Below are 23562 nucleotides of genomic sequence, written 5' to 3' on the forward strand. Positions count from 1 at the left end.
CTATGACAGATTTTATAAAGGTAGATACTCAGATAACAGCGGTGGAAGATTCAATAATATGTACTAATAAACGGAATCTAAAAGAAGAATTACTGGTAGGGGTAGATTTAGGTACTGCCTACATCGTTTTGATAGTATTAGATAAACAGAAAAAACCTATAGCCTGTGAACTTGAATTCGCACAAGTAATAAAGGATGGCCTAGTAGTGGATTATATAGGAGCAACGGCTATAGTAAAAAGATTGAAGAAAAAGCTAGAAGCGCGGTTAGGATCAACCTTAACTAAAGCAGCTATAGCAATACCTCCTGGCACCAGTGAAAAAGATAGTAACACCCACCGTTATGTAGTGGAGGGTGCTGGGTTAGAGGTTACAAACATATTAGACGAACCTACAGCAGCTAATTCTGTACTGAACATAAGAAATGGTGTCATTGTAGATGTTGGAGGAGGCACTACTGGATTAGCTATATTTAAAGAAGGTGAGGTTATCTATACAGCGGATGAAGCAACTGGAGGAACCCATTTAACCCTTGTGGTTGCTGGTAGTTATAAAATTAAATTTGAAGAGGCAGAAGTTTTAAAAAAAGTAAAGGAAAGGAATAAAGAAATCTTTACAATAGTAATACCTGTGATTCAAAAAATAGCCTGTATTATTAAACAACACATTCACTCCTTTGAAGTTGACTGTATATATTTAGTGGGAGGAACCTGTTGTTTAGAAGGAATAGAGAAAGTCATTGAAAAAGAAACTGGCATCAAAACTGTGAAGCCTAGTAATCCATTTTTAGTGACACCTTTGGGGATAGCTATGAACTGCAAAATATAAAGGATGTGATTGTGATGGATCTAGAAAGGCTAGTGAAGGCTATTACATTAGAAGTCCTTAAACATATGGAAATAACAAACCATGATACACCACCCCCCTTAAAAAAACTATTGGTACTGGAAGAAACAGATAGTAAGGAAGAAGAAAGATACTTTCAGTCAATAAAAGGGCGTTATCAGGTAGAGGGGATAGAAAGCTATCATCAAGGGCAATCAATAAACTACTATGATGCCATTATAATACCTTATCTACCTATAAAAGAAATGGTGAATATAGGAATAGGTGTAAGGAACGGTGATATAAGTGAGATTACTTCTGAAGCTATCTTATTAGGAGTAAAAGTATATGTATTAAAAGAAGGAATTGACTATAGAAAGTATCAGAAAACTAGCAATATAGGTTATTATCAGATGATGGAGAGCTACGAAAAAAAACTTAAAGAGCTGGGAATTCACATAGTAGACCAAGACAACTTTTATGAAAGTCTCAATAACCATCAGAAAGATATGAATAACGATAATTCCAGTACCATCATAGATAAAAGAATCATTACAGAGACTGACATAGAGGAGTTCTATAGTAAAGGATATGAAGAAATTTTCTTGAGAGAGAAAACGATTATAACACCATTAGCAGAAGACTATATAAAACAAAACAGGATAGCAATATTCAGAGAAAAATAATAAAGCAGTGGAAGGAAGAGGAGGATGATTATTGGTAGGATTGTAGGGAACGTCTGGGCTACGAGAAAAGAAGACACATTAAATGGTTTGAAATTTTTAGTTATTAAACCAATGGATCATTATTATGATAAAGAGCTTCCTACCTTTGTAGCTGTAGATACAATAGGAGCAGGAATAGGAGAAATTGTTTTAGTAACAAAGGGAAGCTCTGCAAGAAAAATACTAGGAAAAGATAATGCACCTATTGATGCAACAATTGTTGGAATTATTGATTCTGTAGAGATAGACAAAGAATAGTGTAATAGGAGGGGTTGGGAGTGGAGTTACTAGAAATCATAAGGAATGCTGGTATTGTAGGAGCTGGGGGAGCGGGATTTCCCACCCATAAAAAACTCGATTGCAAAGCGAAAATCTTTATTGCTAATGGTGCAGAATGTGAACCTCTCCTTAAAACCGATCAATATATTATGCAGAAATATAGTGAAGATATAATTAAAGGAATAGAAATCATAGGAGACCATTTGGGGGCAGAAAAAAAGATATTGGCTATAAAAAAGAAATACAGAAAAGAAATAGAAAACTTAAAAAAAGCTATAGATAATCTAAGGGCTAGGGTTGAGTTGTTTTATTTGGATAGCTTTTTTCCTACTGGAGATGAACATGTATTGGTCTATGAGGCAACAGGAAAAATTGTTCCACCAGGAGGTATTCCCCTACAGGTAGATACAATTGTATCTAATGTCTCAACAATTGTTAATGTAGTAAGAGCAATAGATGGAAAGCCAGTAATATCCAAAATATTGTCTATGCTTGGAGAGGTTAATAGACCTACTTTAGTGGAAGTGCCATTGGGAACATCTGTGAAACGATGTATTGAGGAGGCAGGAGGAGCAAAAATAGCAGATTATTGTGTCATAATGGGAGGACCCATGATGGGGACAATAATAAATCAAGAAGAATTACAAGAAAGAGTTATTACTAAGACAGATGGATCAGTTATTGTCCTACCCCCAAATCATAATATAGTCAATAAAAATCGTGTTCCCATCAAGCATATTGTTAATCAAGCAAAATCTGCTTGTATTCAATGCGAAATTTGTACTGAGCTATGTCCAAGATTTTTGATTGGGCATCCATTAAGACCTCATAAAATAATGAGGACAGTTGCAATGAATCATAATGAAGAAAAAATTCTCAGAGAGGCTTTAACATGCTGTGAGTGTGGCATTTGTGAATTATATGCTTGCCCCATGGGATTATCCCCTCGTCTTATGAATCTACATCTTAAGGAAGAATTAAAGAAAAAGAAAATAAAGTTTAATGCAAATAATGATAGCTTAGAGCCTGCAATGATGAGGGATTTTAGAAAAATTCCAGTTAATCGATTGATCTCACGATTAAATCTAAACTTGTATGAAGGGCAAAAACTAGCGGAACTGAAAAAAGTTAGTGCAAAAAGAGTAAGCATCCCATTGAAACAACACATAGGTCTACAAGCAACTCCAATAGTCGAAGTGGGAGACGTGGTTGCAGCAGGGGATATAATAGGAAAAATGAAAGAAGGAGAATTAGGTGCCTACATTCACGCCAGCATCAGAGGAAAAATTATTGAAGTAACAGATAAGATAGTGATTGAAGATGAAAGAAGTGGGGTGGTAGAATGCTAAAAGCAATAGGACTAATAGAATTAAACAGCATTGCGAAGGGAATAGAAGTTACAGATTTTATGATGAAAGCAGCAGATGTAGAGTTGTTGTTCTCTAAACCTGTGTGTCCAGGTAAATTTATACTATTGATTACAGGAGATGTAGCAGCAGTAAACAGCTCAATAGATACAGGAAGAAATAATGGAAGTTCTTTCGTAGTAGATGATCTTATCATACCCAATATCCACCCACAAATTATCCAAGGAATTAACGGTCTTTCTCAAATAGAAGAAGTAAATGCTTTGGGGGTATTAGAGTTCTTCAGTATAGCATCAGCTATTACGGCTGCCGATATAGCTGTTAAAACGGCATTAATTCAATTGATTGAAATACGCCTAGGTGTTGGGGTAGGAGGTAAATCTTATATTACCTTTACAGGAGATATTAGTGCAGTGAATGAAGCTGTTGAAGCTGGGGGCAAGGTAGCATATGACAATGGAATGCTGGTACATAAGGTAGTGATACCATCTCCTAGAATTGAACTCATCCATAACCTATTGTAATTTAATGAAACTGAATTCAGTGGTATTTAACGCTCAATAAAAAGTAGGCCATGATACTTCATGTAATGCTTGATATCCCGTTTGAATAAGTAGATTAACCAAAAGTAAGCAACTCAAGTTTTAGTTTTAGCTTCTTACTTAGTTGATTCACTAAAAGCGGGAACATTAGCAATACATCGAAGGATAAAGGGGGGGAATAATGGGAAAGAAGCTTATCACCATTAATATGGTAGAACAAATGTTTAACGACGGAATAGAAAAACTTTATATTAATGACAAGGTTATTGTTTCGCCTGGTGCTAGAGATTATGCACATGAAAAGGGAATAAAGGTTATTTATGGCAAAGAAAAAATAGAGGAGTCAGATGACCTAATTGCAAGAATTACAGAGATATTAGAAAACAGCTATGAAATAACAGAAGAGGATATTATAAAGAAAATAACATGTAGTGTAGTAGATATAATTCAATCATGAAACATGGAATAAAGAAGGGGACTAGATCTTAATTAACATAAAATATTTGATAAAAGGAGGAAGGAAAATGAGTATTAATGAAATTATTGTGTATATGATGGTCATATTTATGATTATTGGGGCAATAGATAAAATCATTGGGAACAAATATGGATATGGAGAAAAGTTTGATGAAGGATTTATGGCCATGGGTTCCCTTGCGATTGCTATGGTAGGTGTAGTTTCATTAGCACCTGTTTTAGCTAGAATACTAAGTCCTGTTATAGTACCCATTTACTCGGCACTAGGAGCAGACCCTTCCATGTTTGCTACAACCTTATTAGCAAACGACATGGGTGGTTACCCGTTGGCAATGGAACTAGCTCAAACAGAGGAAGCTGGCTTGTTTGCTGGACTAATATTAGGAGCAATGATGGGACCAACAATTGTATTCTCAATTCCAGTTGCTCTAGGTATTATTAGGAAAGAGGATCATAAATATTTAGCTAAAGGTATTTTAGCAGGTATGATTACAATACCTATTGGATGCTTGGCAGGAGGTATAACTGCAGGTTTTGATATTGGTATGATTTTCAAAAACTTAGTACCTATTATTATTGTATCCCTTCTCATATCCTTAGGCTTATGGAAAATTCCTGATAGAATGATTAGAGGATTTACCAAATTTGGTGCAGGGGTAGTTATTGTCATTACAGCAGGAACAGCTGCAATTGTCATAGAGACCTTAACAGGGATCGTTATCATACCAGGAATGGCACCAGTTTGGGATGGCATAGAAATTGTAGGAGCAATTGCTATTATGTTGATTGGTGCATTCCCAATGGTATACTTTATTACTAAGGTATTTAAAAATCCGTTGATGAAGATGGGTAAACTTTTAGGAATGGGAGATGTAGCAGCAGCAGGAATGGTAGCAACCCTTGCTAATAATATCCCTATGTTTGGTTTAATGAAGGACATGGATGAAAGAGGAAAAGTAATCAATGTAGCCTTTGCAGTAAGCGCTGCCTTTGTATTTGGTGACCATTTAGGGTTTACGGCGGGCGTTAACAGAGAAATGATTTTTCCTATGGTGGTAGGTAAGCTAGTGGGTGGTATTACAGCAGTAGTACTTGCATCTATGATTACACCCAAAAGCTCTGTTATAGAAGAAAAAAATACAGTTGTGTAAATCAGTTAAAAATCAGCATGAACCACTGAGTATTTTGCTAATTGGTAACATCAGTAGTTACAATAGCAAAAGGAGTGACAAAGAATACGCTCCTAAATTTAAATTAATTAATAGACTACAATTGCATACTAGGGTTTTGGCACAATCTTAGGCTGTATATATTATAATTTAGTTTTAAAAGCGTGTGTCAATTTACAAAACAACTAGAGAGAATGGATTTCTAGTTGTTTTGTATTGTTTGAATAGTTTGCAAGTAGTTATTATATTAGATATCTGATTAACAGTAGCGATAGTGGGTATTATTAACATTGTAGGTGGATTGTGACAAAAATCACGATACCATAGCATTGACATTTAAGTATTTAAATACTAAAATACTTATAAAGGCTTAATTTTCAAAAAAAAGAAAAAAATAGGAAAATGGAGGGGTAAGAATGAGTATGTTTTGTTATCAATGTCAGGAAACAGCTAAAGGAACAGGTTGTACCATTAGAGGAGTCTGTGGGAAAACAGACAATGTAGCCAACCTACAGGATTTACTAATTTATGTTCTAAAGGGTATCTCTATCTACAGTCAGGATGCAAAAAAACTAGGAATTAGAAATGAGGCAGTAGATAAATTCGTTATGGAAAGTCTATTTGCTACTATTACAAATGGCAATTTTGATGCAAAATATTTCCTTGATAAAATTAAAGAAGGTTTAACATTAAGAGATGAAATGAAACAACAGTTCCTCCAAGCAGGCGGAGAATTGAAAGCTGACCTGCATGATGCTGCTATATGGAAGGGAGAAGGTCAAAGTGAGTTTGCTGCAAAAGCATTAGAGGTTGGTATTCTTTCTACAGAGAATGAAGATGTAAGATCCTTAAGAGAGCTTATTATATATGGAATCAAAGGTATGGCTGCCTATGCTAAGCATGCTTATGTTTTAGGATATAAAGTAGAGGATATCTTTGATTTTATGCAAAAGGCTCTAGCAGCAACAACTGATGACAACCTAAGCGCTGATGATTTAGTAGCACTGACCATGGAGACGGGGAAATATGGAGTAGATGTAATGGCATTATTAGACAAAGCCAATACAACAACCTACGGAAATCCTGAAATAACAAAGGTAAATATAGGGGTTAAAAATAATCCAGCTATATTAATCAGTGGCCATGATTTAAAGGATATGGAAGAATTATTAAAGCAAACGGAAGGCACAGGAGTAGACGTATATACCCATAGTGAGATGCTACCAGCCAATTATTATCCAGCCTTTAAGCAATATCAGCATTTTGTTGGAAACTATGGAAATGCATGGTGGAAGCAAGATAAGGAATTTGAATTCTTCAATGGACCAGTTTTAATGACAACCAATTGTTTAGTACCACCTAAGGATAGCTATAAAGATAGAGTATATACAGCAAATACAGTAGGATTTGAAGGAGTAAAACATATTGAAACAAAGGATGGCAAAAAGGATTTTACAGCAATTATTGAGCATGCAAAAAAATGTCAGCCTCCTGTTGAAATAGAAAAAGGTGAAATTATTGGAGGATTTGCTCACAATACTGTACTTAGCCTTGCAGACAAAGTTATTGAAGCAGTAAAAAGTGGAGCCATTAAAAGATTCTTTGTAATGGCTGGATGTGATGGCAGGATGAAATCCAGAGATTACTATACAGAATTTGCAAAGGATTTACCACAGGATACTGTAATCCTAACGGCTGGATGTGCAAAGTATAGATACAACAAGCTTGATTTAGGAGATATAGGAGGAATACCAAGAGTTCTAGATGCTGGTCAATGTAATGACTCTTATTCACTAGCTGTAATTGCCCTTAAATTAAAAGAAGTATTTGAATTAGAAGATATAAATGAATTACCAATTTCCTATAATATTGCATGGTATGAACAAAAAGCTGCATTAGTGTTATTAGCATTACTATATTTAGGAGTTAAGAATATACATTTAGGCCCAACACTGCCGGCTTTCTTATCACCTAATGTAGCCAAAGTCTTAGTTGAGAATTTTGGAATCAGCGGAATTACAGAAGTGGATAAGGATATTGAAAAGTTTATGGGAACAGCTTCAGCATAATGACTATATGTAATAACAGAACTAGAATATAACAGCATTATCAAGGAAGGATATTAAGCGACTTCTACTTTAATAAGGGGATGAGGTCGCTTAATTTATGCTGCATTAGATATTCTTTAAACTCTTTATTCATTTTTTCAGGGACACCTCCTAAAATACAAGCCTTAAAGGAGCAAATATCGCAGCTGGTAGGACATTGATTGTTTATAAAAGGACCCTCTATTACTTCAAATATATCTAATAAAGAAATTTGATCAGGGGAGTTAATCAGCGCAAAACCACCTTTAGGTCCACGAACGGATCGGAGAAATTTTGCCTTAACAAGACGTTGCATCACCTTAGATAAGTGTGATTCCGATGCACCTATAATTTTTGCAATTTCCTTCACGTTTAATAATCCCACATCCTTTTTTGCAGCAATAACAATCATACTATGGAAAGCAATAGAAACCATTTCAGATACATGAATTATACCAGACAACTATATCACCTCTTTAAATAAATTTTAGTATTTGGGTATTAGGAAGTCAATGATTTCTTTTTCTAAAGCATAAAATCTTTCATTATTCGTGAAAAAGTATTTGGGCCATATACCAAGAAAATATATAGGAAATTTAATTGAAGATGGAGGAAAAGAGATTGTTGTTGCACCTAACCTACTCCAATACTATAAACCTATATTAGAGAAATGAGTCTTATGTAATTGAATAGCATCATTGCTTAAAAGGAACTACCCTGAGATCATGGCATATAATGTTTGTAGAGTAAAGAATTTTACAATACATAATTTCAAATATACTGAAAAGGTTTTACTAAATTATAATAAAAATAAAGGATCAAAAAAATACATGCTAAGCAAGGGTATTCTAGATGCTCTAAAGCAATAATACGGAACAATGTTATAATTACCTCTGATATAGGTATACATAAAGGAGCTATAAAGTATGGATTTGATTCATTGTTAATGAATACCGGAAAATAGTTTGACCAGGGTTAGATTGTGGGTTTATTGGAGTCAGTTGCGGGTATCTAGATAAGAATACCTTAGGATTTTGGGGAATTCTTAATAGTATAAAGATTATAAAATAATTTCATTTTTTCTAAAAATTACAATAAAAATTAAAAGCTCATAAGTCAGAAACCGTTACTGCACTAAGGAACATTAATTGTTTTATTAGAAATGGATTAATTTGAATTATATGTAATATAGGACATAGAATATGAAAGACAATTAAACATATACTACTAGTACAGCAGAAAGGAGTGATGATAATGAATTTATTGGCTATTGCTATTGAAAATAATCCTGATAAACTACAGTTTTTATTAAAAAAGCAAATCCAGTCCTTCAAAAATGAAGGTGTTGAAATAGATGAAAAAATTATCATAGATGAACCTTTTTATATACTGGAATACAGTATTAAAACTGAAAGTATAAAAAATTATCCAATTAACGATTTTATTAATATTTTTAAATATTGTGTTGCTAATGCATTATATGAATACATTAAGCTTTATCAAGAAAGTGAATTATTTAATCGCATAATAGAATACGATTATTACTATTTCACTGTAAAGGAACGATTGGAAATTCAAGATAATATCAAAGGGCTTTTAATAAAAGACAAAAATGATATAAAGAATAAAAATAATGAATCTTACCAAAGAAAGTTTACAATCATACAGCGTTTTGTAGATTATTTTAAAGAAAATACTGAATTAAACCTTAAAGGTTTTATCACCTTTCGTTTAAAAGATTATATTTTGGAATTACAGGATATTGTAGAGCGGGCGGTAGAAGATTTATTAATGGATAAGGAATATAACGAGTTTATAAAGCTCTTAAAGTATTTTGTAGATATACAAGAGGCAAAAATAGATGTTATCCATATTGTAATAGAAGAAGATAATAAATATAAGCTTTATGATCAGTACAGCAATATAGTAAATAATGAGTATTTAAAAATGATTGCTGCAGAAATGACAGATAAAGATATAAATTATGAGGATTTACTTATTAGTTCACTAATTACTATAGCACCTAACAAAGTGTTTATTCATAGAGTATCAAAAAATAGTAATGCAGAGGTGATTAAAACTATATCCAGGGTATTTGCAGATAGGGTAAAGGTGTGTGACACTTGTGATTGGTGTAAAGTAAAAGTTCAAGCAGAAAAAGAATAACACAGCTCCCTCTCAATAGGGAGTTGTTTTTGCTTTTCATTTGCAATATATGGACAAAATGGTATAATCATTTATGTAATTCTCTTTAAAAGATCTATGTAAGAGGTGAAGGGATGAATTTTCTAACAATATTAATACTAGCTGCTATCGGAGCAATAATTGGGTGGGTAACAAATTTATTAGCGGTAAAACTATTATTTAGGCCCTTTGACCCTATTTATATTTCCATTCTAAATATTAAAATACAAGGGCTGATACCTAAAAGAAGAAGTGAGGTAGCAGTAAGTATTGGCAAAACTATTGAGAACGATTTATTATCCATTGAAGATATTGCATCAAAGCTAATCAATAGTCATAGTAAGGAAGAAATATTTTTAGTTATTAAAAATAAGATTAATAAGATTATTAGTGAGAGACTACCAGGAATTATTCCTTCTCATTTTAAAGGAATGATAAAAAGTTATATTGAAGATATTATTGACCAAGAAGGAGAAAAAATAATTGCTGAAATTCTAGAGGCAATTATTACAAAAGGTACCTCTACTATTGAATTATCTCAAATGATTGAAGAAAAGATAAATGAATTTCCATTAGATAAACTAGAAGCAGTTGTGCTTAGTATAGCAAAAAAAGAATTAAAGCATATAGAAATACTAGGAGCGGTGCTGGGATTTATCATAGGATTATTACAAGGAATCTTAATTATAGCATTATTTTAAGACCAACTATAGGAATAAATATCTATAGATTGGAAAAAAATATTTATAATCTCTTGACAAAAACTTTTTTGAAAAATATAATTATTTTAAAAAAGAAAAAAGCTATAAAGAGGAAGAGTAAATTGATTCCAGTACCCAGAGAGAAAACACCTAGGCTGCAAGTGTTTTTGTATATGGTCAATTGAAAACTACCCTTCAGCTGTTTCTAATTAACTCATGGCTGACTTATGAGTGAAAGGAAAACCGATGACAACGTTATAGTCTAATAAAGTGGATTTAATCAATTTAGGTGGAACCGCGGGTAAGTATCTCTCTCGTCCTATTGTCTTAGGAGGGAGTTTTTTTATTTTTATAATTAAGGAGGATGAAAAATGGAGAAGATAAAAGTGCAATTGAAGGATGGTACAGTAAAGGAAGTAAATAAAGGGACGTCTATATATGATATCGCAAAGGAGATTAGTGAAGGATTAGCTCGTGTAGCTATAGGAGCAGAAGTAAATGATAGATTGGTAGATTTAAGCTATACAGTCGAAGAAAACTGTAGTCTAAACATTTTACGGTTTGAAGATGAAGAAGGAAAAGATTTTTTAAGACATACAAGTGCACATATTATGGCGCAGGCAGTAAAAAGATTATATCCTGATACAAAGTTAGCAATAGGTCCAGCCATAGATAATGGGTTTTATTATGATTTTGATTCTGAGCATAAATTTACTCCAGAGGATTTAGAGAAGATTGAAGCAGAGATGCAGAAAATTGTAAAAGAAAAATTGGCTTTAGAAAGGTTTGAACTACCTAAGGATGAAGCTATCAAATTGATGAGGGAACAGAATGAAAGCTATAAAATAGAGCTTATTGAAGATCTGCCAGAAGGCGAGGTCATCTCTTTTTATAAACAAGGAGAATTTGTTGACCTTTGTGCTGGACCCCATGCTATGTCTACTGATAAGATGAAAGCTTTTAAGCTGCTAAGTATAGCAGGAGCTTATTGGCGAGGCGATGAAAAAAATAAAATGCTTCAAAGAATCTATGGAACCTCCTTCGAAAAGAAAAAGGATTTAGAAGAATACCTTCATAGACTAGAAGAAGCTAAAAAGAGAGATCATAGAAAAATTGGTAAGGAATTAGATTTATTTAGCCTGCAAGAGGAGGGTCCCGGTTTTCCTTTCTTTCATCCAAAGGGTATGGTCCTAAGAAACCAATTGGAACAATTTTGGAGAACAGAACATGTAAAGAGAAATTATGAAGAAATTAGAACTCCCATCATTCTTAATGAAGACCTATGGCATAAATCTGGACATTGGGATCATTACAAAGAAAATATGTATTTTACAAATATAGACGAACAGGATTATGCAGTTAAACCAATGAATTGTCCGGGATCTATATTAATGTATAAAAGAAAAATGCATAGCTATAGAGATCTTCCAATAAGAATGGGCGAGCTTGGGTTAGTACATCGTCATGAGTTATCTGGAGCACTACATGGTTTAATGAGGGTAAGATGCTTTACACAGGATGATGCTCATATCTTTATGCTACCAGAACAAATTAAAGATGAAATTATTGGGGTTATTGAGTTTGTAGATTACTTCTATAATATATTTGGGTTCAAATATCATATTGAATTATCCACAAGACCAAAAGATTCTATGGGCACCGATGAAGAATGGAATTTAGCTATCAATGCATTAAAAGTAGCATTAGAAGAAAAAGGATTGAAGTACAAAATAAATGAAGGGGATGGTGCCTTTTATGGTCCTAAAATTGATTTCCATTTAGAGGATTGTATTGGAAGGACATGGCAATGTGGTACTATTCAATTAGACTTTCAAATGCCACAAAGATTTGATATCCATTATATAGGAGCTGATGGAGAGAAACATCGCCCCATCATGATTCACAGGGTCATCTTTGGTAGTATTGAAAGGTTCATAGGGATCCTGATAGAGCACTATGCAGGCAAGTTTCCAACATGGCTGGCTCCAATACAAATAAAAATACTACCGATTACTGATGTCCATCATGATTATGTAGTAAAGATCAGGGATAAGATGCTGGAGAAGGGATTAAGAGTAGAGGTGGATATGAGAAACGAGAAAATTGGATATAAAATTAGAGAAGCTCAGTTATCTCGAGTGCCTTATATGCTTGTGGTTGGAGATAAAGAAGTAGAGGCAGAAGCAGTGGCTGTAAGATCTAGAGATAAAGGAGAGCTAGGAGCTGTAGAGGTAGATACCTTTATTGAAAATATTATTAATGACATAGAGAAGAAAACCATATAGTTTTATAATATGACCCTAGATTGTTTCTACAATCTAGGGTCATATTTATACAGCTTCCATTTCTTTATCTGAGTCCAACGGTTTTGGAGAATCCTTTGCTTCATCCAGAAAGTCTCCTAATAATTCACTTAGCTCGTCATTATTTAATGTCTCACGGTCCATCAAAGCGGCAGCAACTTTCTCTAACTGATTTTTGTAAGTTTTTAAATGCTGCTGAGTTATTTCATAGCAATCATCAATAATCTTATTCATTTCTTTATTAATATCTTGTCCCAAAACCTGCATCATTGTAGGATTATTAGACATATATCCTAAATCGCTCATCCCATATTCGCAAACCATTTGCATGGTTATATCAATTACTTTTTTCAAATCATCTCTTGCACCAGTAGAAAGGTGACCAAAAATTAATTCTTCAGCAGCTCTGCCTCCCAACATGACCATAATTTTACTACAGAGCTCTTCTCTTGTCATAATGTACCTATCCTCTTGTGGCATATGAAGAACATATCCTAGGGCTTGACCTCTAGGGATAATAGATACTTTTTGAACAATATCAGTATTTAATATTTTGGCAATTAACGCATGACCGGCCTCGTGGTAGGAGACAATTTGTTTTTCCTTTAATAAAACACTAGGGTTCTTAACTTGTAGCCCTGCAATAATTCTTTCGATGGCCTGTTCAAAATGTTTGATAGCGATGGTTGTTTGGTTTTCTCTCACAGCAATAATAGCAGCCTCATTAGCAACATTAGATAAGTGAGCACCGCTCATGCCATGGGTTTTTTTTGCTAAATCCTCGATTTTTACATCCAAGGCTAAGGGCTTGTTTTTGGTATGCACTCTCAATATTTCTTCTCTAGCCTTCACATTTGGATTGCCTATAAACATATGTCTATCAAAACGTCCAGGTCTAAGTAAAGCTTCATCTAATAAGTCTAAACGATTTGTTGCTCCTATTACTACTACTGTTTGATCAGTATTGAACCCATCTAATTCTACTAGTAGTTGATTAAGGGTTTGATCCTTTTCATTATTACTATCCAGATGCCTCTTTGCACCGATTGCATCAATTTCATCAATAAATATAACACTTGGAGACTCCTTTTTGGCTTTTTCAAATAATGTACGGACACGTTTTGCACCAACACCAACATATTTTTCTACAAACTCTGAGCCACTTGCCGAAAAAAAAGAAGATTTTGTTTCACCTGCTACAGCAGAAGCTAATAATGTTTTACCTGTTCCCGGAGGTCCATAAAATAAAATTCCCTTAGGAATTTTGGCACCCATTTTTTGATATTTTTCTACTTGATTGATAAAATCAATAACTTCTATCAATTCTTCCTTTACTTCTTCTAGACCAGCTACATCTTCAAAGGTTACTTTAGGTTTAGTAAAAATCTCATTCGATTTTTGTTCGGCTTCTTTCTTTTCATTGATAGTTGCATGTGCATATTGAAATGGTTTATCCAATTTAATATAATAAATAAACAGGAAGACGGTTACTCCTATGAGAAGTAAACGATCCCTACTTGCAAAATGGTTATTAATATCGCCTCCTGACAAAAATGAAAAACTAGAGACGATTGTTAATGCTAAAAAAATCAAGAAAAGCATGAATATTATTTTTTTCTTCATTACATCACCACCTTATACTGTCTTTAAAAATAGCATACCCAAAACCAAAGATAAAAATGAGAAAGAGAATGAAGAAAACCCAAGGAAAATAATTGTATTTTTTCTATTATCAACAAATAATAAATTTAAGAAAAATATAGGATAATATTTGTTATAACAAAACCCTTGACAAATCACCAGTAAATTGATATTCTATTGTAGAAAACAAAGTAGAAGGTTCCGCTTCTCACCTTATAGCAAAGGCTATATAGGTTAATAACAGACATTTTGAGAGATGTATTGATGAAGTTATGTTATTAAAATTGAAGCGGATAGTTTATACTATTCGTTTTTTTTATGTAAATTATATAATGGAGGTGTCAGATTATTAGAGATATCAACGAGCTTCAGATTAATGAGGAAATAAGGGATAAGGAAGTTAGGTTAATTGATGCTAATGGGGATCAATTGGGGATTATAGCAGTAAAAGAAGCGCAGAAACTAGCAAATACTAAAAACCTAGATTTAGTGAAAATTGCGCCCCAAGCAAAGCCACCTGTTTGCAAGATTATGGATTATGGAAAATATAAGTATGAATTAGCCAAAAAAGAGAAAGAAGCTAAGAAGAATCAAAAAGTAGTCAATATTAAAGAAGTTAGACTTAGCCCTAATATTGAAAAGCATGACCTGATGGTAAAGGCAAATCAAGCTATTAAATTCCTAAAAAACGGTGATAAAGTTAAAGTTACTTTGCGTTTTAGAGGTAGAGAGTTAAGTAATATAAACTTAGGGAAAAAAGTTATTGATGAATTTAGAGATTTATTAGTGGAAGTAAGTCAAGTTGAAAAACACGCCAAGCTAGAAGGGAAACAAATGATTATGGTTTTGACTCCCAAGAATGCATAGATTAGAAGGAGGAAATAACGATGCCAAAAATGAAAAGTCACAGAGGTGCTTCAAAGAGATTCAAAAAAACAAAATCTGGAAAAATAAAAAGAATGAAAGCTTTTAAAAGTCATATTTTAACTAAGAAATCTGCTAAAAGAAAAAGAAATCTTAGAAAAGCAGGATTGGTATTCAAAGGTGAAGCAAAAAAATTAGCGCAAATTTTAGCATAGTAGATATCGTAAAAGGAGGTTTTAATAAATGGCTAGAGTGAAAAAGGCAGTGAATGCCAAAAAGAAACATAAGAAAATACTTAAACTTGCGAAGGGTTTTAGAGGAGCGAGAAGTAAGTTATTTAGACCAGCAAATCAATTTGTTATGAAAGCTTTAAAGCATGCTTATGTTGGTCGAAAACTAAGAAAAAGAGACTTTAGAAAATTATGGATTACTAGAATTAATGCTGCAGCTAGAGCGAATGGATTATCTTACTCAAGATTTATGAATGGTTTAAAAACAGCAGGTATTCAAATGAATAGAAAAGTACTAGCTGAAATGGCTATTTATGATAAAGAAGGCTTTGCTCAATTAGTGAATGTTGCAAAAGAAAAAATAAACGCTTAATATAAAAGAGTCCTCATTTTAAACTGAGGACTCTCTTTAATAACTATTTAAAGGATAGGATAGTTTGCTGTTAATATAAAAATACTAAAAGAAAATAATTAAAGGAAGATGGAATTATTTAGATAATAGTAATATAATAATAGAATGGAATCTTTAAGATTATAGTTTAGGCGGTGTTACAAAATGAAGGACAGAATAGGTCATATTGACCTAGCACCAACACAGATTTTGGTAATGGGTTTTCTAATAGTTATTTTAATAGGGACTACCTTACTAAACTTGCCTATAGCCTCACAGTCTGGGCAAAGCATAGGATTTATTGATGCTTTATTTACAGCTACCTCTGCCGTATGTGTTACCGGATTAGTAGTTGTAGATACAGGCACCTATTGGAGTACATTTGGAAAGACTGTTATTTTAATTCTAATCCAAATTGGCGGTCTAGGCTTTATGACGATGGCAACAATGTTCTTTGTGCTTTTGGGGAAAAAGATATCTTTAAAAGAAAGGCTAATCATGCAAGAAGCTCTTAATCAATACACTTTAGCAGGAATAGTGAAATTTACACAATACATTATCTTGGGTACCTTTATCATTCAAGGTATAGGTGCATTCCTGTTATCCTTTAGATTCATACCAGATTATGGGTGGGGTAAGGGCATAGCTTATTCAATATTCCATGCTATTTCCGCCTTTTGCAATGCTGGTTTTGACTTGATTGGAGAAGGTAGAGGACTTACCCCCTATGTAGCGGACCCCATTGTAAACCTTGCAATATGGGGACTAGTGATTATTGGAGGGATAGGTTTTTCTGTTATCGTTGATATTATTAATCAAAAAAGCTTCAAGCGATTAGGATTACATACAAAAATGGTACTGTTTATTACTGCCTTATTACTAAGCTTAGGATTTTTAGCATTTTTAGTGTTGGAATGGAACAATCCTGAAACATTAGGAGACTTAAGCTTTAGTGGGAAAATGCTTGCTGCTTTTTTTCAGTCCATGACCCCAAGAACTGCTGGGTTTAATACGATACCCTTAGATGGAATGACAAATGCCTCAAAAATGCTGACGATAATGTTGATGTATATAGGTGGATCACCTGCATCAACAGCAGGAGGAATTAAAACTGCTACTTTGGGAGTCATTCTATTTACTGTTGTTTCTGTAATAAAAGGTAAGGAAGATACAGAACTTTTTAAAAGAAAAGTATCAAGAGATATTGTTAATCGAGGTATTACAGTAGCTGTAATAGGTATTACCTTGATCATGATCATTACTATGCTGCTAATGATAACAGAAACGGGTTTTTCCTTTGAAGAAGTTTTATTTGAGACTACCTCTGCCTTTGGAACTGTAGGACTATCTCTAGGTATTACTGATGAATTAAGTACCATAGGAAGGCTTATTATGATTTTTATGATGTTTGCTGGTAGAGTAGGGCCTTTAACCATAGCATATGCATTGGCTAGACAGCAGAAAAAGAATAAAGGTATAATAAAATATCCCGAAGGTAAAATATTGGTAGGTTAGGATGGTGAAAAAATGAAACAATTTGTAGTTATTGGATGTGGTCGTTTTGGGAGTAGTGTTGCTGAGAACCTATACAAATTAGGACATGATGTGCTAGCAATAGATGGACATGAGGAAACGGTGCAGAATATTTCTGATAAAGTAACCCATGCTGTACAAGTGGATGCTACAGATGAGCATGCTTTAAGGTCATTGGGTTTGAGAAATTTTGATGTGGCGGTTATTACTATAGGCTCTCATATCCAATCTTCAATAATGGCTACTCTTATTGTAAAGGAGTTAGGGGTGAAATATGTAGTAGCAAAGGCACAAAGCGAGCTGCATGCTAAAGTATTATATAAGATTGGTGCTGATAGGGTTGTTTTCCCAGAACGAGATATGGGTATGAGGGTTGCACATAACTTAGTAGCCACCAATATATTAGACTATATAGAGCTTGCACCGGAATATAGCATCATGGAGATAACGACTATAGATGAATGGCATGAAAAAACACTATTAGACCTTAATATACGTTCAAGATATGGGATTAATATTATGGCAATCAAACATGGAAATCATATTAATGTATCTCCTACAGCTAATGATGTAGTCCACAGAGGTGACGTGTTAGTAGTAATTGGACATAACAATGACTTAAAGAGGCTACAAAAATAAAAAAGAATAATAGTTTATGATAAAGCTAGGTGAAAACCATGGAAAGAGAGATCATTACGAGTCAACAAAACAAGCTAGTAAAACATGTAAAGGGCTTGCATACAAAGAAAAATAGAAGGATGTATAATCAATGTATTGTTGAAGGGATTCGAATTATTGAAGAATGTCTTAAACATCATATTCCTATAGCTTTTGTCCTTTATACTGAAGAATTAAGAAATGTGCAAGGTGGAAGTGATTTATTAGAGAAATTAAAGCGAAACAACAAATTATATGAGATATCTAAGGATCTATATCGGAAGCTGTCTGATACAGAAAACCCTCAAGGTATAATGGCGATTGTTGATATAAAAAACACCAGCTTACAAGAGCTTTCAATAAAAGATGAAGATTTCTATATTATTTTAAATGAAATTCAGGATCCTGGCAACATGGGAACCATCATAAGGACAGCTGAAGCTGCTGGTGTTGATGCCGTTATTTTAACCAAAGGATGTGTGGATCCATATAACACGAAAACTGTTAGAGCTACAATGGGAGCTTTATTTCATATGCCTATTATCCAGTTGGAAGGTAGTCAGGAATGGATATACTATTTAAAGAAAAAGGGAGTTAAACTAATAGCCAGTAATCTAAACACAGATAATACCTATCTAGATATAGATTATCAGGGAAAAATTGCCATCATTATTGGAAATGAAGCTAATGGTATAGATCAAAGTCTATTGTCCAAAGTAGACATGTCTATAAAAATACCTATATTGGGTAAGGTGGAATCCTTAAATGCCTCTGTTGCATCGGCTATACTAATCTATAAAGCAATAGAAAAGAAAAGATTTATGAGTCTTTAGAAATTTCAAAAAATTTACATATATTTATTTAATCCCCTTGTTTCCCTCACCAACCTATGCTATAATGAATCTACAAGAATGGCTTAGGGGAAGGAGTGTGGTTCGTTGAGGATTGCAGAAGCATTTTGGAGAATATTTGAACTAACTGGCTCCATAACAGCCTATATTATGTACAAGAAATTAGAAATTAATCAAGAAATATACAATGGTAATAGCTAAGAAAGAGAAAAGTATGCTATAGACTATTTTTCAGAGAGAAGATGCCATAGGCTGGAAGCACTTCAAATAAGTATAGCAGAAGTTCCCTCTGGAGCAATAAAGCTGAAGGTTATAGTAGGCTTTATCGGTTGGACACCGTTATTGTCTCTTGAGTGGCATATATTATATGCTATTAGGGTGGTACCGCGGAATAAACCTTCGTCCCTTTTTAGGGATGGGGGTTTTTGTATTTTTATTAATTATGTTGAATAGGAAGGAGTATTGTTATGGAAAACAAGCTAAAAGCATTACAGGACAATGCTAAAGTAGAAATCTCTGCATCGGATTCCATGGAGGCATTAGAGAAAACTAGAGTGAAATATTTAGGAAAAAAAGGAGAATTAACTGAAGTTTTAAGAGGCATGGGTAGCTTGGCAGCTGAAGAGAGACCTATTATAGGCAAAATGGCTAATGAAGTGAGGGAAACCATGGAGACTTTGCTTGAAGAAGCAAAAAAAGTCTTAAAAAATAAGGCACTAGAGCAACAATTAGCCTCTGAAGCAATCGATATTACCATGCCAGGCAAGAAAATAGAAATAGGGAAAAAACACCCTTTAACACAAGGCTTAGATGAGTTAAAAAACATTTTTATAGGGATGGGCTTTAAAGTTGCAGAGGGGCCTGAAGTGGAGACAGTATATTATAATTTTGATGCATTAAATGCCCCAGCAAATCATCCTTCTAGAGATATCTCTGATACTTTCTACATCAATAAGGATGTTATCCTAAGACCACAAACATCACCTGTACAAGTAAGGGTAATGGAAAGAGTAAAGCCTCCCATTAGGATAATTGCTCCAGGGAGATGTTTCAGAAATGATACACCAGATGCTACTCATTCTCCTATGTTTCACCAATTGGAAGGATTGGTAGTCGATAAAGGGATTACCCTAGGAGATTTAAAAGGTACTTTAGAAGTATTTGCTAAAGAGTTTTTAGGGAGCCATACAGAAATTAAGTTCAGACCTCATTATTTTCCCTTCACAGAACCAAGTGCAGAAATAGACGCATCCTGTTTTAAATGTGGTGGCGAGGGATGTGGGTTTTGCAAAGGCGAAGGATGGATCGAATTGTTAGGAGCGGGAATGGTACATCCAAATGTCCTTAGAAACTGCGGAATTGATCCAGAAATCTATAGTGGGTTTGCTTTTGGAATGGGAATTGACAGACTAGTAATGCTAAAATATGGAATAGATGACATACGTTTATTCTTTGAAAATGATATGCGTTTCTTAAATCAATTTTAACTGATGTGATGAAGATAAAATAAGGAGGTTTTAACTTATGCTGGTACCAGTAAAATGGTTAAAAAAATATGTTGATATAAATATGAGTACAAAAGAATTAGCAGATAGGATGACGATGTCAGGCTCAAAGGTAGAAACAGTTAAAAAAACTGGTGAGGATATAGAAGGCGTTGTTGTTGGTAAAATTCTAAAAATTAAACCTCATCCAAATGCTGATAAGCTAGTGGTTGTATTGGTTGACATTGGGGAAAAAACAATACAAATTGTAACGGGGGCAACGAATATAACCGAAGGTGATTATGTACCAGTAGCATTAGATGGTGGACTTTTACCAGGTGGAGTAAAAATAAATAAAGGGGAGCTTAGAGGAGAGGTATCCGAGGGAATGCTTTGCTCACAGGAAGAACTAGCAATACCCAAATCAGTTATTCCTGAAGAGATGAAGGATGGGATTTGGATACTGAAGGAAGAATATCCTCTTGGAAAAAAAATAGCAGATGTCATTGATCTACAGGATGAGGTAATTGAATTTGAGATTACTTCCAATAGGCCAGATTGCTTAAGTATGATTGGCATAGCTAGAGAAGTAGCTGCAACTATTGGAACAACTTTAAAATATCCTAGCATACAAGTGAAGGAAGCGGAAGATAAAAGTAGTGATAAGGTCAGTGTAGTCATAGAAGATACTGAGGGATGCCAAAGATATGTTGCTAGAGTAATAGAAGACGTTACCATTAAACCTTCTCCCCAATGGATGCAACAAAGATTAGCAAAAGCAGGGGTACGACCCATCAACAATATTGTTGATATAACCAACTATGTTATGTTAGAATACGGTCAACCCTTACATGCTTTCGATATTGACTATGTTGAGGGGCATACAATTATTGTGAAAAGAGGAGAGCGAGGTCAATCCTTTAAAACTTTAGACGGTGTAGAAAGAAAACTAAAGGAATATATCACCATGATTTGTGATACAAAGAAGGAATTGGCAATTGCTGGTGTAATGGGTGGTGAGGAATCAGAGGTTACATCAGCCACCAAAACTATTCTTTTAGAGTCTGCATATTTTGAACCTGAGGGGATTAGACTTACATCAAAACAATTAGGACTGAGAACAGAAGCATCTTCAAGATTTGAAAAAGGGATTGATCCCAATATTGCTTTAATAGCAGCCGAAAGAGCTTGTCAACTAATCAAAGAATTAGGAGTAGGAAGAATTTTAAAAGGTGCTGTAGATGTTTATCCAAAACCAAAAGAAGTTGAAGAAAAGAGTCTTCGTCCAAAGAAAGTAAATGATTTGCTTGGTACAAATCTTACAAATGAAGAAATGGTACAAATTTTAGAAAGTTTAGAAATAGCTACCCAGGATGAAGGAGATGTTATTAAGGCAAGGATACCTACTTATCGAATTGATTTAAATCAAGAGGCAGACTTTGTAGAAGAAATAGGTAGAATTTATGGCTATGATAATATTCCGGCTACGATGGCAAGAGGAAATATTGTTGTTGGCAGGAAAACAAATGGTCAAATAATTGAAGATGTTACAAAGGATGCTTTAAACGCTATGGGGATTAATGAGATTGCCACCTATTCCTTTGTTAGTCCAAAAAGCGCTGATAAAATAAGGTTGCCGGAAAATAGTATAAAAAGGAATTTCATCACATTATTGAACCCTCTAGGAGATGAAACCAGTGCTATGCGAACTAGTCTTCTACCAAATCTATTAGAGGTAATGGCAAGAAACTATAATAGAAAAGTAGAAGGGTTTAAAGCTTTTGAACTTGGAAGGATTTTTATTCCTAGGATGGAGGAATCCAGTAAATTACCACATGAACTATCCAATTTAGTCATAGGTATCTATGGAGATGAAGACTTCTTTACATTGAAAGGCATAGTAGAAGGATTATTAAATAGATTAAGAATTACAGGATATGAATATGAGGTGGAAAAACATCACCCAACCTTTCATCCAGGAAGATGCGGCAGTATTGTTTATGGAGATCATACTATAGGTGTATTAGGAGAACTCCATCCTGAAGTATTAGAAAACTATGGCTTAGGCAAAAAGTGCTATTGTGCAGAATTAGATTTTGAGTTGTTACTTCGTTTAACTCGATTGGATACTATGTATAAACCACTGCCTAAATACCCTGCTATAACAAGAGATTTTGCAGTAGTAGTGAAAGAATACGTTTTGGTTAAAGAAATAGAGAAAATTATTTTTACAAATGGTGAAGGAATTCTAGAAAACTATAAATTGTTTGATATCTATCAAGGTAACCAGATTAAAGAAGGACACAAAAGTATAGCTTATACATTAACCTATAGACATAAGGAGAGGACATTAAAGGATGAAGAAGTAAATATAGTACATGATAATATTTTAAAAGAAATTAAAGAAAAACTAGGTGGAACACTAAGAGATTAATAAATGAATATAAACTATGCAACCTATAGGTTGCATAGTTTATATTATATTTACTTAACTTATAAAAGATTTTTAAAGAAAAAATAAATTTCTCATGCTTTTTAAGCAGGATATTATCTATTTGTAAAGAAATGATATATAAAGCTTAATCAAAATGTATAAGTCCAGTGAGGGGTTGATCTACTATGGAGAAGAAAAATAAAGTTATAATAAAAATAAATGGACAAGACTATCAAATTATAGGAACAGAGCCAAAGGATTATTTATTAAAAGTAGGTAACTTTGTCGATGAACAGATGGACTGTATTGCAAAGCATAATAATAAGTTAAGCACTTCTATGATTGCTGTATTGACTAGTATAAATATTGCCGATCAATTCTTAAAAATGCAAAATCAATTTGATACAATAAAAAAAGAGCATGCTGACCCCTTAAATGAATTAGAACAATTAAAAAATCACTATAATATTGCCTTAAAGGAATTGGAGGAAAAAAGAGAAAGTCTTCAGTTACTACAAAAGCAAGCAGAAGAATTAATGAGCTATAAAGAAAAAATTGAGACAGAAAACAAAGCACTAAAAGAGAAATTACATAATAATGAAGAAGATTTAGTTAATGCTGAGGCTATTATTAATGATTTACAGAATAAGTTATTTGAAAATCAAATCAAACTGGTACAAATGAGAAAAGATTTAGAGGAATATGTAAACAATACAGATACCATCAACAAAGTAAAAAAGATATAGTCGTCAAACAAAATCAATGAAAAAAATATTTAAAGTAGTGATATAATAATATTACTGCTTTTTTTATTATAGA

Annotated in this window: 23 protein-coding genes, 1 pseudogene and 2 other annotated features; of the genes and pseudogenes, 22 read left to right on the plus strand and 2 right to left on the minus strand. The window is 33.6% G+C overall.

From position 1 onward, the window contains the following. Positions 1-2: 2 nt before the first annotated feature. From eutJ to hcp, 8 genes are all read left to right on the plus strand, one after another. Entirely contained in the window at positions 3-827 is an 825-nt protein-coding gene (gene eutJ / locus BMX10_RS12500; RefSeq protein WP_090444710.1) for an ethanolamine utilization protein EutJ, read from the plus strand. 14 nt (positions 828-841) lie between these two features. Beyond that, positions 842-1510, plus strand: coding sequence for a hypothetical protein (locus tag BMX10_RS12505; protein ID WP_090444713.1), 669 nt, complete (start codon positions 842-844; stop codon positions 1508-1510). 24 nt (positions 1511-1534) lie between these two features. Then, positions 1535-1807, plus strand: a complete 273-nt coding sequence (locus tag BMX10_RS12510; RefSeq protein WP_090444716.1) for a EutN/CcmL family microcompartment protein — start codon at positions 1535-1537, stop codon at positions 1805-1807. 20 nt (positions 1808-1827) lie between these two features. After that, positions 1828-3177, plus strand: coding sequence for a 4Fe-4S dicluster domain-containing protein (locus tag BMX10_RS12515; protein WP_090444719.1), 1350 nt, complete (start codon positions 1828-1830; stop codon positions 3175-3177). Then, a complete protein-coding gene (locus BMX10_RS12520) occupies positions 3171-3719 on the plus strand; it encodes a BMC domain-containing protein (protein ID WP_090444722.1) in 549 nt (182 codons plus the stop codon). Before BMX10_RS12515 ends, BMX10_RS12520 begins: the two co-directional genes overlap by 7 nt. Positions 3720-3918: 199 nt before the next feature. Further along, positions 3919-4194, plus strand: coding sequence for a hypothetical protein (locus tag BMX10_RS12525; protein ID WP_090444725.1), 276 nt, complete (start codon positions 3919-3921; stop codon positions 4192-4194). Positions 4195-4261: 67 nt separating this feature from the next. After that, positions 4262-5365, plus strand: coding sequence for an ethanolamine utilization protein EutH (gene eutH, locus BMX10_RS12530; protein WP_090444728.1), 1104 nt, complete (start codon positions 4262-4264; stop codon positions 5363-5365). A 434-nt stretch (positions 5366-5799) separates the two neighbouring features. Beyond that, positions 5800-7452: a hydroxylamine reductase gene (hcp, locus tag BMX10_RS12535; protein ID WP_090444731.1), complete on the plus strand. Its 1653-nt coding sequence runs from the start codon at positions 5800-5802 to the stop codon at positions 7450-7452. A gap of 64 nt (positions 7453-7516) precedes the next feature. Here hcp and BMX10_RS12540 read toward each other — a convergent pair whose 3' ends face one another. After that, entirely contained in the window at positions 7517-7933 is a 417-nt protein-coding gene (locus tag BMX10_RS12540) for an RrF2 family transcriptional regulator (RefSeq protein ID WP_090444734.1), read from the minus strand. 235 nt (positions 7934-8168) lie between these two features. On the opposite strand from BMX10_RS12540, the pseudogene BMX10_RS18600 reads away from it, so the two are divergent. The 4 genes and pseudogenes from BMX10_RS18600 (at position 8169) to thrS (ending at position 12640) form a co-directional block, all read left to right on the plus strand. Then, positions 8169-8434, plus strand: a pseudogene (locus tag BMX10_RS18600) (DUF6873 family GME fold protein). A 290-nt stretch (positions 8435-8724) separates the two neighbouring features. Further along, entirely contained in the window at positions 8725-9636 is a 912-nt protein-coding gene (gene ytxC, locus BMX10_RS12545) for a putative sporulation protein YtxC (RefSeq protein WP_170834814.1), read from the plus strand. Positions 9637-9749: 113 nt separating this feature from the next. Continuing rightward, positions 9750-10355, plus strand: a complete 606-nt coding sequence (locus BMX10_RS12550) for a DUF445 domain-containing protein (protein ID WP_090444740.1) — start codon at positions 9750-9752, stop codon at positions 10353-10355. 95 nt (positions 10356-10450) lie between these two features. Then, positions 10451-10680: a binding site (T-box leader), on the plus strand. A gap of 46 nt (positions 10681-10726) precedes the next feature. After that, on the plus strand, positions 10727-12640 hold the full coding sequence (gene thrS, locus BMX10_RS12555; protein WP_090444743.1) for a threonine--tRNA ligase: 1914 nt from the start codon (positions 10727-10729) through the stop codon (positions 12638-12640). Between the two features lie 45 nt (positions 12641-12685). Here the strand turns inward: thrS and BMX10_RS12560 are convergent, their stop codons facing one another. Continuing rightward, on the minus strand, positions 12686-14281 hold the full coding sequence (locus BMX10_RS12560) for an ATP-dependent metallopeptidase FtsH/Yme1/Tma family protein (RefSeq protein WP_090444746.1): 1596 nt from the start codon (positions 14279-14281) through the stop codon (positions 12686-12688). Positions 14282-14671: 390 nt separating this feature from the next. Between BMX10_RS12560 and infC the strand changes: the two genes are divergently transcribed. The 10 genes from infC to zapA all read left to right on the plus strand — a co-directional run bounded on the left by infC (position 14672) and on the right by zapA (position 23489). Then, positions 14672-15166: a translation initiation factor IF-3 gene (infC, locus tag BMX10_RS12565; protein WP_456298993.1), complete on the plus strand. Its 495-nt coding sequence runs from the start codon at positions 14672-14674 to the stop codon at positions 15164-15166. Positions 15167-15186: 20 nt separating this feature from the next. After that, positions 15187-15378, plus strand: a complete 192-nt coding sequence (rpmI, locus tag BMX10_RS12570; protein WP_090444752.1) for a 50S ribosomal protein L35 — start codon at positions 15187-15189, stop codon at positions 15376-15378. Positions 15379-15406: 28 nt separating this feature from the next. Next, positions 15407-15766, plus strand: coding sequence for a 50S ribosomal protein L20 (gene rplT, locus BMX10_RS12575; protein ID WP_090444755.1), 360 nt, complete (start codon positions 15407-15409; stop codon positions 15764-15766). A 183-nt stretch (positions 15767-15949) separates the two neighbouring features. Further along, on the plus strand, positions 15950-17299 hold the full coding sequence (locus tag BMX10_RS12580) for a TrkH family potassium uptake protein (protein ID WP_090444758.1): 1350 nt from the start codon (positions 15950-15952) through the stop codon (positions 17297-17299). Positions 17300-17311: 12 nt separating this feature from the next. Continuing rightward, positions 17312-17956, plus strand: a complete 645-nt coding sequence (locus BMX10_RS12585) for a potassium channel family protein (protein ID WP_090444761.1) — start codon at positions 17312-17314, stop codon at positions 17954-17956. Between the two features lie 38 nt (positions 17957-17994). After that, positions 17995-18807 (plus strand): TrmH family RNA methyltransferase, encoded by an 813-nt coding sequence (locus BMX10_RS12590; protein ID WP_090444764.1) that lies wholly within the window; start codon positions 17995-17997, stop codon positions 18805-18807. 105 nt (positions 18808-18912) lie between these two features. Continuing rightward, positions 18913-19026: a YqzL family protein gene (locus tag BMX10_RS12595; RefSeq protein WP_090444767.1), complete on the plus strand. Its 114-nt coding sequence runs from the start codon at positions 18913-18915 to the stop codon at positions 19024-19026. Further along, positions 19016-19235, plus strand: a binding site (T-box leader). Its footprint overlaps the gene before it by 11 nt. Positions 19236-19292: 57 nt before the next feature. Next, entirely contained in the window at positions 19293-20312 is a 1020-nt protein-coding gene (gene pheS, locus BMX10_RS12600) for a phenylalanine--tRNA ligase subunit alpha (protein ID WP_090444770.1), read from the plus strand. Positions 20313-20349: 37 nt separating this feature from the next. Continuing rightward, on the plus strand, positions 20350-22743 hold the full coding sequence (pheT, locus tag BMX10_RS12605; RefSeq protein ID WP_090444773.1) for a phenylalanine--tRNA ligase subunit beta: 2394 nt from the start codon (positions 20350-20352) through the stop codon (positions 22741-22743). Positions 22744-22928: 185 nt separating this feature from the next. Continuing rightward, positions 22929-23489 carry a cell division protein ZapA gene (zapA, locus tag BMX10_RS12610; RefSeq protein ID WP_090444776.1) on the plus strand — a complete coding sequence of 187 codons (561 nt, stop codon included), beginning with the start codon at positions 22929-22931 and terminating at the stop codon, positions 23487-23489. Positions 23490-23562 lie beyond the last annotated feature (73 nt).

This window comes from Natronincola peptidivorans (assembly GCF_900111615.1).
GTDB classification, from domain to species: domain Bacteria; phylum Bacillota; class Clostridia; order Peptostreptococcales; family Natronincolaceae; genus Natronincola_A; species Natronincola_A peptidivorans.

What these genes read in the sequence shown, in the direction of transcription:
- BMX10_RS12510 (WP_090444716.1), top strand. Translation starts at nt 1,535, where the DNA reads ATGATTATTGGTAGGATTGTAGGGAACGTCTGGGCTACGAGAAAAGAA.
- BMX10_RS12550 (WP_090444740.1), top strand. Translation starts at nt 9,750, where the DNA reads ATGAATTTTCTAACAATATTAATACTAGCTGCTATCGGAGCAATAATT.
- BMX10_RS12520 (WP_090444722.1), top strand. Translation starts at nt 3,171, where the DNA reads ATGCTAAAAGCAATAGGACTAATAGAATTAAACAGCATTGCGAAGGGA.
- eutH (WP_090444728.1), top strand. Translation starts at nt 4,262, where the DNA reads ATGAGTATTAATGAAATTATTGTGTATATGATGGTCATATTTATGATT.
- BMX10_RS12505 (WP_090444713.1), top strand. Translation starts at nt 842, where the DNA reads ATGGATCTAGAAAGGCTAGTGAAGGCTATTACATTAGAAGTCCTTAAA.
- ytxC (WP_170834814.1), top strand. Translation starts at nt 8,725, where the DNA reads ATGAATTTATTGGCTATTGCTATTGAAAATAATCCTGATAAACTACAG.
- zapA (WP_090444776.1), top strand. Translation starts at nt 22,929, where the DNA reads ATGGAGAAGAAAAATAAAGTTATAATAAAAATAAATGGACAAGACTAT.
- BMX10_RS12560 (WP_090444746.1), bottom strand. Translation starts at nt 14,281, where the DNA reads ATGAAGAAAAAAATAATATTCATGCTTTTCTTGATTTTTTTAGCATTA.
- hcp (WP_090444731.1), top strand. Translation starts at nt 5,800, where the DNA reads ATGAGTATGTTTTGTTATCAATGTCAGGAAACAGCTAAAGGAACAGGT.
- BMX10_RS12590 (WP_090444764.1), top strand. Translation starts at nt 17,995, where the DNA reads ATGGAAAGAGAGATCATTACGAGTCAACAAAACAAGCTAGTAAAACAT.
- BMX10_RS12585 (WP_090444761.1), top strand. Translation starts at nt 17,312, where the DNA reads ATGAAACAATTTGTAGTTATTGGATGTGGTCGTTTTGGGAGTAGTGTT.
- eutJ (WP_090444710.1), top strand. Translation starts at nt 3, where the DNA reads ATGACAGATTTTATAAAGGTAGATACTCAGATAACAGCGGTGGAAGAT.
- BMX10_RS12580 (WP_090444758.1), top strand. Translation starts at nt 15,950, where the DNA reads ATGAAGGACAGAATAGGTCATATTGACCTAGCACCAACACAGATTTTG.
- BMX10_RS12525 (WP_090444725.1), top strand. Translation starts at nt 3,919, where the DNA reads ATGGGAAAGAAGCTTATCACCATTAATATGGTAGAACAAATGTTTAAC.
- pheS (WP_090444770.1), top strand. Translation starts at nt 19,293, where the DNA reads ATGGAAAACAAGCTAAAAGCATTACAGGACAATGCTAAAGTAGAAATC.
- pheT (WP_090444773.1), top strand. Translation starts at nt 20,350, where the DNA reads ATGCTGGTACCAGTAAAATGGTTAAAAAAATATGTTGATATAAATATG.
- thrS (WP_090444743.1), top strand. Translation starts at nt 10,727, where the DNA reads ATGGAGAAGATAAAAGTGCAATTGAAGGATGGTACAGTAAAGGAAGTA.
- rplT (WP_090444755.1), top strand. Translation starts at nt 15,407, where the DNA reads ATGGCTAGAGTGAAAAAGGCAGTGAATGCCAAAAAGAAACATAAGAAA.
- rpmI (WP_090444752.1), top strand. Translation starts at nt 15,187, where the DNA reads ATGCCAAAAATGAAAAGTCACAGAGGTGCTTCAAAGAGATTCAAAAAA.